The sequence below is a fragment of the Streptomyces sp. NH27 genome (genome assembly GCF_056859195.1).
In genome coordinates this window covers 1-9,753 of the sequence record NZ_JACEGK010000297.1, presented here as the reverse complement: position 1 = coordinate 9,753, position 9,753 = coordinate 1, and the positions used below count along the sequence as shown (strand labels likewise).

General features: G+C 71.7%; 8 protein-coding genes and 1 pseudogene. 5 read left to right on the top strand and 4 right to left on the bottom strand.

Features of this window, described 5'->3' with window-relative positions:
* A pseudogene (locus tag AC13HU_RS22880) lies at positions 1–233 on the top strand (LysR family transcriptional regulator); the annotation flags it as partial.
* A 115-nt stretch (positions 234–348) separates the two neighbouring features.
* The gene (gene dmpI, locus AC13HU_RS22875) at positions 349–534 is read left to right on the top strand and encodes a 4-oxalocrotonate tautomerase DmpI (protein ID WP_483043807.1); all 186 of its coding nucleotides are present in this window, start codon (positions 349–351) and stop codon (positions 532–534) included.
* A gap of 300 nt (positions 535–834) precedes the next feature.
* On the opposite strand, the gene AC13HU_RS22870 is transcribed toward dmpI, so the two are convergent.
* From AC13HU_RS22870 to AC13HU_RS22860, 3 genes are all read right to left on the bottom strand, one after another.
* On the bottom strand, positions 835–2,376 hold the full coding sequence (locus AC13HU_RS22870) for an MFS transporter (RefSeq protein ID WP_483043806.1): 1,542 nt from the start codon (positions 2,374–2,376) through the stop codon (positions 835–837).
* A 208-nt stretch (positions 2,377–2,584) separates the two neighbouring features.
* Positions 2,585–2,827, bottom strand: a complete 243-nt coding sequence (locus AC13HU_RS22865; protein WP_483043805.1) for a LysE family translocator — start codon at positions 2,825–2,827, stop codon at positions 2,585–2,587.
* Between the two features lie 10 nt (positions 2,828–2,837).
* Positions 2,838–3,719, bottom strand: a complete 882-nt coding sequence (locus AC13HU_RS22860) for a helix-turn-helix transcriptional regulator (RefSeq protein WP_483043804.1) — start codon at positions 3,717–3,719, stop codon at positions 2,838–2,840.
* Between the two features lie 85 nt (positions 3,720–3,804).
* On the opposite strand from AC13HU_RS22860, the gene AC13HU_RS22855 reads away from it, so the two are divergent.
* Positions 3,805–5,487 (top strand): AMP-binding protein, encoded by a 1,683-nt coding sequence (locus AC13HU_RS22855; protein ID WP_483043803.1) that lies wholly within the window; start codon positions 3,805–3,807, stop codon positions 5,485–5,487.
* 116 nt (positions 5,488–5,603) lie between these two features.
* Entirely contained in the window at positions 5,604–7,175 is a 1,572-nt protein-coding gene (locus AC13HU_RS22850) for an AMP-binding protein (RefSeq protein ID WP_483043808.1), read from the top strand.
* Between the two features lie 126 nt (positions 7,176–7,301).
* Here AC13HU_RS22850 and AC13HU_RS22845 read toward each other — a convergent pair whose 3' ends face one another.
* Entirely contained in the window at positions 7,302–8,033 is a 732-nt protein-coding gene (locus tag AC13HU_RS22845; RefSeq protein WP_483043802.1) for a hypothetical protein, read from the bottom strand.
* Positions 8,034–8,745: 712 nt separating this feature from the next.
* Here AC13HU_RS22845 and AC13HU_RS22840 point away from each other — a divergent pair.
* Positions 8,746–9,753, top strand: a 1,008-nt coding sequence (locus tag AC13HU_RS22840; RefSeq protein ID WP_483043801.1) for an AfsR/SARP family transcriptional regulator, incomplete at its 3' end; no start/stop codon positions are given.

Here is a 9,753-nt window from a genome sequence, read left to right as displayed (position 1 = left end):
GGAGTACCTCGCTCCAGGACAACCTGGCCGCGATCGGGGCCGGCGGCGACCTGTGGACGGTGGTCTACGCCGCGCACGCCGCCGCGCTGCACGCACCCCGGGTGGCGTTCCTGCCGTTCCGGGGCGGCGGCCTCGCCCTCACCTCGGGTCTCGCGGTGCGCCGCCGGGCGCCGTCCCGTGCGGTGTCCCTGCTGCTCGACGCATGCGCGGGGCAGGGCGATCTCGATACGTGATCGCTGTGCTCGCGCAGTGCTTCTTGGTCCGGCGACCGGTCCGCGATGGACTGTTCCCACACCGCACGGCGGCCCGGAAAGCCCGGAACAGCCGCCGCCGACCTGGGAGTTCACCATGCCGATCGTCACCGTGCAGCAGGGCCCGCGCACCGTCGAGCTGAAGAGGGACCTGGTGCAGAAGATCACCGACGCGTTCGTGGACGCGCTGCACGTGCCGGCCGACAGCGTGCAGGTGTGGATTCAGGAGACCCCGGCCGACAGCTGGGCGGTCGGCGGTCGGCTCACCGCCGACAAGAAGTAACGACCTGGTGCACGATAGGCGGCGGCCCGCACACACCACCGCCCCGGCGGTGCGCACGGGGGCGGCGCACCGACGGGGCGGCGGGGTTGTCCAGAGGGCTTGGCGACCGGGTGTCCCGTCCCCACGATGACCCGGTGACCAGCCCCCTGGGGCCCCGGCCGCGTTCCGCTCGGTTCGCGCCGGGGAGCTATGAGGGTGCTGATGGGACGTTGCTGTCCGAAGAAGCGGTTCGATGCTTGCGGGTAAGGGGTGCGTATCTGGATGCGCGCCCCTTACCCGCGCGGCTCCCACCGATGCGGACTACATGTGCACGGCCTGCGGCTCGCCCTCGGGTGCCAGCTGCGGGCGGCCGCTGCGGAACATCAGGGCGGCGAGCACGGTGCCGGCCGCGAAGAACGCGGCGGACCACCAGTACGCGGTCGAGTAGCTGTGCAGCTGGGCGTGCGCGGCCACCAGCTTGCTCGGCGGGTTGCTGGTCGCGTGGTGGGTGATGTAGCTGGTCGCCGCGCTCGCGGCCAGCGTGTTCAGCAGCGCGGTGCCGATCGAACCGCCGACCTGCTGCATGGTGTTGACGGCCGCGGACGCGACACCCGCGTCGTCGGCCCGGACACCCGCGGTGGACACGCTCATCACGGTCGGCATCACCAGGCCGAGGCCCAGGCCGATCACGATCAGAGGCGGCAGCACGTTCGCCGCGTAGGTGCTGTTCAGGTCGAGCGTGGTCAGCCAGGCCATGCCGACAGCGCCCATGCCCATGCCCACCGGCACGATCGGCCGGGGACCGAACTTCGGCAGCAGCGTGTTCGTCACGAGCTGCGCGGAGACCATCAGCGCACCGATCATCGGCAGGAAGGCCAGGCCGGTCTTGACCGGGTTGTAGAGCAGCGACAGTTGCAGGTAGTAGGTCAGGAACAGGAAGACACCGAACATGCCGATGCCGGAGATCCCGAGGATCGCGAACGACGCGCCGCGGTTGCGGTCGAGCAGCACGCGCAGCGGCAGCAGCGGGTGCGCGGCGCGGGTCTGCGAGAAGCCGAAGGCGGCCAGCAGCAGCACGCCCAGCAACAGGAAGCCCCAGGTCAGCGGGGAGCCCCAGTGGTGGCTGTCGGCGTTCGAGAAGCCGTAGACGATGCTGAACAGACCGGTGGTGACCAGGATGGTGCCGGGAACGTCCAGCCGGGGCCGGGCCGCCGGGGCGCCCTTGCGGAGGAACGCCATGCCGCCGATGAAGGCGATGACGGCGAAGATCAGGTTGACGTACAGCGTCCAGCGCCAGCTCAGGTGCTCGGTGAGCACGCCGCCGAGCAGCAGGCCGATGCCGCCGCCCGCGCCGGCGATGGCGCCGTAGATACCGAACGCCTTGGCGCGTTCCTTGGTGTCGGTGAACGTGGTGTTCAGCAGGGACAGCGCGGCCGGTGCGAGCATGGCGCCGAACAGGCCCTGCAGGGCGCGGCCGCTGACGAGCACCGCGAAGTTCGGGGCGGCGCCGGCCAGTGCGGAGGCGACCGCGAAGCCGACCACGCCGGTCAGGAAGACGACCTTGCGGCCGACCAGGTCGGCGAGCCGCCCGCCGAGCAGCAGCAGGCTGCCGAACGCGAGCGAGTAGGCGGTGACGATCCACTGCCGGTTGCCGTCGCTGAACTTGAGTGCGTTCTGCGCGGAGGGGAGTGCGATGTTCACCACGGTGGCGTCGAGCACGACCATGAGCTGGGCGATGGCGATCACCGCGAGCACCCACCAGCGGTGGGAAGCGTGCTCCTCCGGGGCCTGCTTGTTCAGCGCGACCGGGCTGCCCGGGGCCGAATCGCCGACGTTCACGCCGGCTGCGGACTGAGTCGACATATTCGTGACTCCTGGAAGTGGGACGGGCGGCGAACCGCGAGGAAGAACGAAACGGTTTCGTACTCTGTAATACTTCACTGACGGTACGACTCGTCATATCGAAACGCAAACGTTTCGCTGTCCTCGGTGGTGTGCGACTGCTCACAGCTCGGCGGCTCAACCCGGGCCCGGCCCGACGGCGTCTTCCTAGGAGCGCGCTGTGCGCCTTCTACGAGTCCGCGCGGCCGGTCACCGTCGACAGGTCGGCGCGGTGGCGCCACGCCTTCCCGCCCAGGAAGACCAGGTGGACCGCGCCCACGAGTTTCACGGTCGTGAACACCGCGGCCGATGTCGCCATCACCTCGCCGAGGCCCAGGGAGACGGCTGCCGCCAGCAGGTACGCGCCGATCGCGTTCCCCAGGACGCTGCCCAACGCGGTCCGGCGGCCGTGCGCCGGCACCCGGGGGCGCACGGAGCCGTGGTTACGGCAGGAGACCGGCGCGCCTCGCGGCGACCACTGCTTCGAGGCGGGTATGCGCCCCCAACTTCCGCATGGCCGACCGTAGATAGCTCTTCACGGTCTCGGGCCGCAACCGCAGCCGGGCCGCGGCCGCGGCATTGGTCGCCCCGGAGGAGATGGAACTGAGGACGTCGAGCTCGCGCGGCGTGAGCTGGGGTGCGCCGGGCGCCGGCCTGGTCCGTGCGGCCGCGGGTGGCGCACCGGCCGCCGCAAGCCGGGTGCAAGCGCTGAGCAGTTCCTGCCGCAAATGCATGTCGGGCACCTGCCCGGCCAGCGCGCGCAACTCCGCGTGCGCCTCCCGCACCTCCTCCCAGGCGCGCGGATCGGCCGGCCGCGGCGCCTGCGCGAAGGTGAGCAACCGTTGCGCCTCATCCCTTATCACCAGCGCCTGTTCCAGCTCACGGGCCGCGTCGAGCGCCACGTTCAGCGGCCGGTCGCCCAGCGCGAAGGGCTGCCGCAGCGCGCCGTAGAGCACCCCGCGCACCCGGCGCTGCACGACGATCGGCACCGCGAGCACCGAGCGCAGGCCCTCGCCGGCCACCGCCGCGTCGTACTCGTGGCTGATCACCCGGGAGTCACGGTATTCGGTGACCGCGTAGGGGCGGCCCATCGCGAGGGTCTTGCCGCCCAGACCGTTGCCGGTGGTGATCGAGAGACCGCGCAGTGACTCGGTGGCCGTGCCCGCCAGTTCGCTGATCCGGAACTGCCGCGCCCCGTAGCCGACCGGCAGCCCGCCGCCGCCCGGCACCAGCCCGCCGAACGACACCGCCAACAGCCCCGACCTGCGCATCCGCAACAGCGCCGCCCGCACCTCGACCGCCTCACCGTGTCCGTTCACCTGCATCACCCCCTCACCCCCTTCCGGGGGTAGTGAGACCCACGTCACTACCGGACGATGCTACTCAGGGGTCCGTCGACGAGGAGGACACATGGCGGCATCGGACGCGACCGGGATCTTCCGGGACGCCCGGGACTTCCTGCTGCGGCACCGCGAGGAGTACCAGGCAGCGTATGCCGGTTTCGCATGGCCGCGGCCCGAGCACTTCAACTGGGCGCTGGACTGGTTCGACGTGGTCGCCGCCGATCCCGTGCGCGCCGACCAGCCCGCGCTGTGGATCGTCGAGGAGGACGGCAGCGAGGCGCGCACCACCTTCCGGGAGATGTCCGCCCGCACCGACCGGGTCGCGAACTGGCTGCGCGGCCTGGGCGTTCGGGCCGGCGACCGGGTGCTGCTCATGCTCGGCAACCAGACCGAGCAGTGGGAGACCGCGCTGGCGCTGATGAAGCTGCGGGCGGTGGCCATCCCGGCCACCCCGCTGCTCGGCCCGGCCGACCTGCGCGACCGGATCGGCCGCGGCGAGGCCCGGCACGCGGTGGTACGGGCCGCCGACACCGGGAAGTTCGCCGATGTGCCCGGCGACTACACCCGGATCGCGGTCGGCGGCGCCGCCGGGCCGTGGCTCGCGTACGAGGACGCGTACACCGCCGACCCGGTCTTCGTGCCCGACGGGCCCACCCGCGGTGACGACCCGCTGATGCTGTACTTCACCTCCGGGACCACCGCCCGGCCCAAGCTGGTCCAGCACACCCATCTGTCGTACCCGGTCGGGCACTTGGCCACCATGTACTGGATCGGGCTGCGTCCCGGCGACGTACACCTGAACATCTCCTCGCCAGGATGGGCCAAGCACGCCTGGTCGAGCCTGTTCGCGCCGTGGAACGCCGAGGCGACGGTCTTCGTGCACAACTACACCCGGTTCGACCCGGCCCGGCTGATGACCGAGATGGACCGGGCCGGGGTGACCAGCTTCTGCGCGCCGCCCACCGTGTGGCGGATGCTGATCCAGGCCGACCTGCGGGCGCTGGCGCACCCGCCGCGCGAGGTGGTCGCGGCCGGCGAGCCGCTCAACCCCGAGGTGATCGAGCACGTCAGACGGCTGTGGGGGGTGCTGATCCGGGACGGCTTCGGGCAGACCGAGACCGCCGTGCAGGTGGCCAACCCGCCCGGGCAACTGGTCAAGGCCGGCTCGATGGGCCGCCCCACCCCCGGCTACACCGTCACCCTGGTCGACCCGCAGACCGGCGAGCCCGGCGACGACGGCGAGATCTGCCTCGACCTGGCCACCCGGCCGGTCGGCCTGATGACCGGATACGCGGGTGACGCGGAGCGCACCGCCGAGGCGATGGCCGGCGGTTACTACCACACCGGCGACATCGGCCACCGCGACGCCGACGGCTACATCACCTACGTCGGCCGCAGCGACGACGTCTTCAAGTCCTCCGACTACAAGATCTCCCCGTTCGAGCTGGAGAGCGCGCTGCTGGAGCACGAGGCGGTCGCCGAGGCAGCCGTGGTGCCCGCGCCCGACGACCTGCGGCTGTCGGTGCCGAAGGCGTACGTGGTGCTCGCGGCCGGCTGGGCGGCGGACGGCGAGACCGCCAAGGCGATCTTCGCGCACTCGCGGTCGGTCCTGGCGCCCTACAAGCGGGTAAAGCGGCTGGAGTTCGCCGAACTTCCCAAGACCGTGTCGGGCAAGATCCGCCGGATCGAGCTGCGCGAGGCGACCGCGCGCGACGGCAGCCGCGAGTACCGCGAGGAGGACTACCGGTGAGCGACACCGATCCGACCGGGACCGCCGTCGGCACCGCGCCGGCCGATCCGACGGATACTGCCGTCGGCACCGCGCCGGCCGAGCCGTCCTACGCGCACGGCACCGGCAGCACCCCGCTGCTCGGCGACACGATAGGGCGCAACCTCGACCGGGCGCTGGCCGCCCACCCCGGCCGGGACGCGCTGGTGGACATGGCCAGTGGACGGCGCTGGACCTACCGCGAGTTCGGCCGCGATGTCGCCGCGCTGGCCCGGGGCCTGGCCGCCCACGGCGTGCGCAAGGGCGACCGGGTCGGCATCTGGGCGGTCAACTGCCCCGAGTGGGTGCTCGTGCAGTACGCCACCGCCCGGCTCGGCGCGATCATGGTGAACATCAACCCTGCCTACCGGCTGCACGAGTTGACGTTCGTACTCAAGCAGTCCGGTATCGAGGTGCTGATCGCCTCCACCGAGTACCGCACCAGCGACTACCGGGCGATGGCCGCCGAAGTCCGCGGCGAATGCCCGCAGTTGCGCGAGGTGGTACACATCGGCGACCCGGCGTGGGACCGGATCGTGACAGCCGGGGCGGACCTGCCCGCCGACTACCTCGCCGTCCAGGAGGCGTCGCTCAGCTGCGACGAGCCGGTCAACATCCAGTACACCTCGGGCACCACCGGCTTCCCCAAGGGCGCCACCCTCTCCCACCACAACATCCTCAACAACGGCTACTTCGTAGGCGGCACGGTCGGCTACACCGAACAGGACCGGGTCTGCCTGCCGGTGCCCTTCTACCACTGCTTCGGCATGGTGATGGGCAACCTCGGCATCACCTCGCACGCCGCGTGCATCGTGATCCCCGCGCCCGCCTTCGACCCGGCCGCGACCCTGCGCGCGGTCCAGCAGGAGCGCTGCACCTCGCTCTACGGCGTGCCCACGATGTTCATCGCCGAACTGGGCCTGCCCGACTTCGCCTCCTACGACCTCAGTTCGCTGCGCACCGGGATCATGGCCGGTTCGCCGTGCCCGACGGAGGTGATGAAGCGGGTGATGTCGCAGATGCACATGGCCGAGGTGTCGATCTGCTACGGCATGACCGAGACCTCGCCGGTGTCCACCCAGACCCGCCGGGACGACGACCTGGAGCGTCGCACCGAGACCGTCGGCAGGGTGCTTCCGCACATCGAGGTGAAGGTCGTGGACCCTTCCTCGGGCATCACCCTGCCCCGCGGTGCCCCGGGTGAACTGTGCACCCGGGGCTACTCGGTGATGCTCGGCTACTGGGACGAACCGCAGCGCACCGCCGAAGCCGTGGACGACGGGCGCTGGATGCACACCGGTGACCTCGCGGTGATGCGGGAGGACGGCTATGTCGCCGTCGTCGGCCGGATCAAGGACGTGATCATCCGAGGCGGCGAGAACGTCTACCCGCGCGAGGTCGAGGAGTTCCTCTACACCCACCCGAAGATCGCCGACGTGCAGGTGGTCGGGGTGCCCGACGAGCGCTACGGCGAGGAGGTCCTCGCCTGCGTGATCCCGCGCGAACCGGCCGACCCGCCCACCCTCGCCGAGGTCGCCGAGTTCTGCGTCGGCCGGATCGCGCACTACAAGGTGCCGCGCCATCTGCGGGTCCTCGACGCCTTCCCGATGACGGTCAGCGGCAAGGTGCGCAAGGTCGAACTGCGCGAGGAGTTCAGCGCGCGGCGGTGACGGCGGGCCCCGACGCACACGCCGATGTCGCCGGGGGCGGTACGGGTGTACCCCCCGGCCGTGTGCAAGGCGCCCTCCACAGGACGGGACGGGTGCCCACAGGACGGGACAGGTGCGGGCGGACCGCTACTCGGGGCCCCTGCGGGTGAGTTGGTCCGCGGCCTCGTTGACCGGCTGGGGCGTCCCCGTCAGATCGAGGACGAACAGGGGCACCCGGAGCTGGTCGGCCCGCAGCCGCGCATCGTGGGCGTATCCGGCCAGCGAGAAGAACGCGCCGGTGGCGTCCTCGTGGACGCAGTTGAGCCACAGGCACTCGACGTCCCGCAGCGGCGTGGGCAGCGTGGTCGGGTCCACCTGGGCGACCAGCCCGTCGCCGCGCAGGTCGATCCCGCTGGCGGTACGGTCCCCGGCCAGCCGTACGCTGCTGAAGCCGAGCCACTTGAGGTAGTGGGCGGCGGCGTTCAGCGCGTCGCGGGCGGTGCGGATCGTGACCGGGCGGAACGGCGGCCGGCGGGTGGTCGGCGGCGGCACCTTCCCGGTCGGCTCGGGTGCGCCGTCGTGCGGCACGGACGCCTTGCCGTCGCCGGCGTCGGCCGCGCACCCCTCGACGGGCAGCCGCACCAGCGCGCCGCACACGCAGTCGAACTCCGGCTGCGGCCACTGGTCGGAGCGCCCGCACTCCGGGCAGCGCAGCCGTACCCAGGACTCGTCCCAGGAGCGGTGCAGCACCTGCACGGGCCGGCCGCCCGGCAGTACCGGCGGGGCGAGCGGATTGCCGCAGGCGCACGGAAACGTCGGGGCGGTGTAGCCGTGTTCCCGCCCGCAGGCGGGGCAGCGCACCGGCACGCTCTCAGCCATCGCTCGCAACTCCCGTCCGACCCCGGCGATTTGGGCCGAGGTGTCGTGCACCCATAGTGCAGGAAGTCGGCGCCGCTGTGACCGTACCCTCGCACGCGGTGAGCGTACGAGGTGGGCGCGGGGTGTGGCCCAGGTGTGTCCGAGGGCCGCCCGGCGGTGCTCCCGTGGCCGTACGGCCGGCCGTACGGCCGTGCGGGCGCCCCCGGGCGCGACCCCGGTCGGGGCACGCACCGCCGGGCGGGGTTCGGGCCTCGTGCGGGGCGCGGGCGCGTCGCAGGCGGATGCGGGCCCGCCCTCGTGCGGGTGCGGCCGGGGGGCCGTGGCAATCGCCGCGACCTTTGGTTCTTTGCGTGCCGATAATTCGGCCCGGGTGCCCGGTGATCTCATGGCGCGCCCGGTCGGCTGGAAAAACGATATTCACGTGCCCGTAATACTGCGAGGAATGTCCGTTTACCTTCGCGTGCTGTCGCGGCGCGCCGTCCCGGAGTGTCCTGGTTGCGCCGGTTAACGGGCGTTCAGGTACTCTGGACAGCTAAACCGGACTGCCGTACCCTCATCCGAGATCGCCGATAGTCCGGGCCGTATCCGGCCTTTGTCTCTGCTCGGTGCACACCTGCCGGGCCGTCGGTGTCACGGGGCTGTGGGGACGGTGAAGTGTGTGTTCTGAGCAGACGCGCGCGCGGCACGGGCAGCGACGAACGGCCATGGGCCAATGACGTCGGCCGAGCCGCCGACGGCCGAACGGGGCGGTGCGCAAACCCGGTTCACCGTGCTCGGCCTGCTCACCGTCGCGGACGGCAGGGAATCCGTCGTCCTCCAGCCGTCGCGGCCCGCCGCCCTGCTCGCCGCATTACTTCTGCACGCGAATTCCGTGGTCACCGCTGATTTTCTTCAGCAGGTTATCTGGGGCGCGGACACACCCGCGCAGGCGAAGGCCGCATTGCACAGCTGCGTGTTGCGGCTGCGTCGGCTCTTCAGTAAATACGGCGTCGCGGGCAACGCCATCGAGGCAGTTCCCGGCGGCTACCGGCTGACCGCGGACGCCGCCGCGCTCGACCTCGTGGAGTTCCGCGAACTGCTCGGCCAGGCGTATTCCGCGGCGGAACCGGAAAGGGAACTCGGGCTGCTGCGCACCGCGCTCGCGCTCTGGCGGCCGCCGCTGCTGTCGAACGTCCATTCCGACCTGCTGCACCGCGACGAGGTCCCGCGGCTGGAGGAGGAGTGGCTGCGCGCCATCGAGCGGGTCTTCGACCTCGAACTCGCCCGCGGCCGCTACCGCGAGGCGGTCGCCGAGATCTGGCCCACCGCCCGCGCCCACCCGCTGCACGAGCGCTTCACCGGGCAGCTCATGGAGGCGCTGTACCGCACAGGCCGCCGTGCGGAGGCGCTCGCCGAGTACCGCAAGGCCAAGGAACACCTCGCCCAGCAACTCGGCGTGGACCCCGGCCCCGACCTGCAACGGCTCGAACTCGCCATCCTGCGCGGCGCCCACGCCGACGGACCCGGGCCCGCCGCCGCGACAGCGTCGGCCGGTTCCACGGACGGTCCCGACGACGCCCAGGACGCCCTTGACTCTTTGGACGGAGCCGTCAGCGGTGCCCGTGTGCTCGACCGGTTGGTCGGCGCGGGGCTGCTGGAGGAAGGGCCGCGCGGCCAGTACCGCATGCACGACCTGCTGCGCGTCTTCACCCGGGCCGCGGCTGCCGACGGCGTCGGTGGC

What these genes read in the sequence shown, in the direction of transcription:
- AC13HU_RS22845 (WP_483043802.1), bottom strand. Translation starts at nt 8,033, where the DNA reads ATGGCTGAGAGCGTGCCGGTGCGCTGCCCCGCCTGCGGGCGGGAACAC.
- AC13HU_RS22860 (WP_483043804.1), bottom strand. Translation starts at nt 3,719, where the DNA reads ATGCAGGTGAACGGACACGGTGAGGCGGTCGAGGTGCGGGCGGCGCTG.
- AC13HU_RS22870 (WP_483043806.1), bottom strand. Translation starts at nt 2,376, where the DNA reads ATGTCGACTCAGTCCGCAGCCGGCGTGAACGTCGGCGATTCGGCCCCG.
- AC13HU_RS22855 (WP_483043803.1), top strand. Translation starts at nt 3,805, where the DNA reads ATGGCGGCATCGGACGCGACCGGGATCTTCCGGGACGCCCGGGACTTC.
- dmpI (WP_483043807.1), top strand. Translation starts at nt 349, where the DNA reads ATGCCGATCGTCACCGTGCAGCAGGGCCCGCGCACCGTCGAGCTGAAG.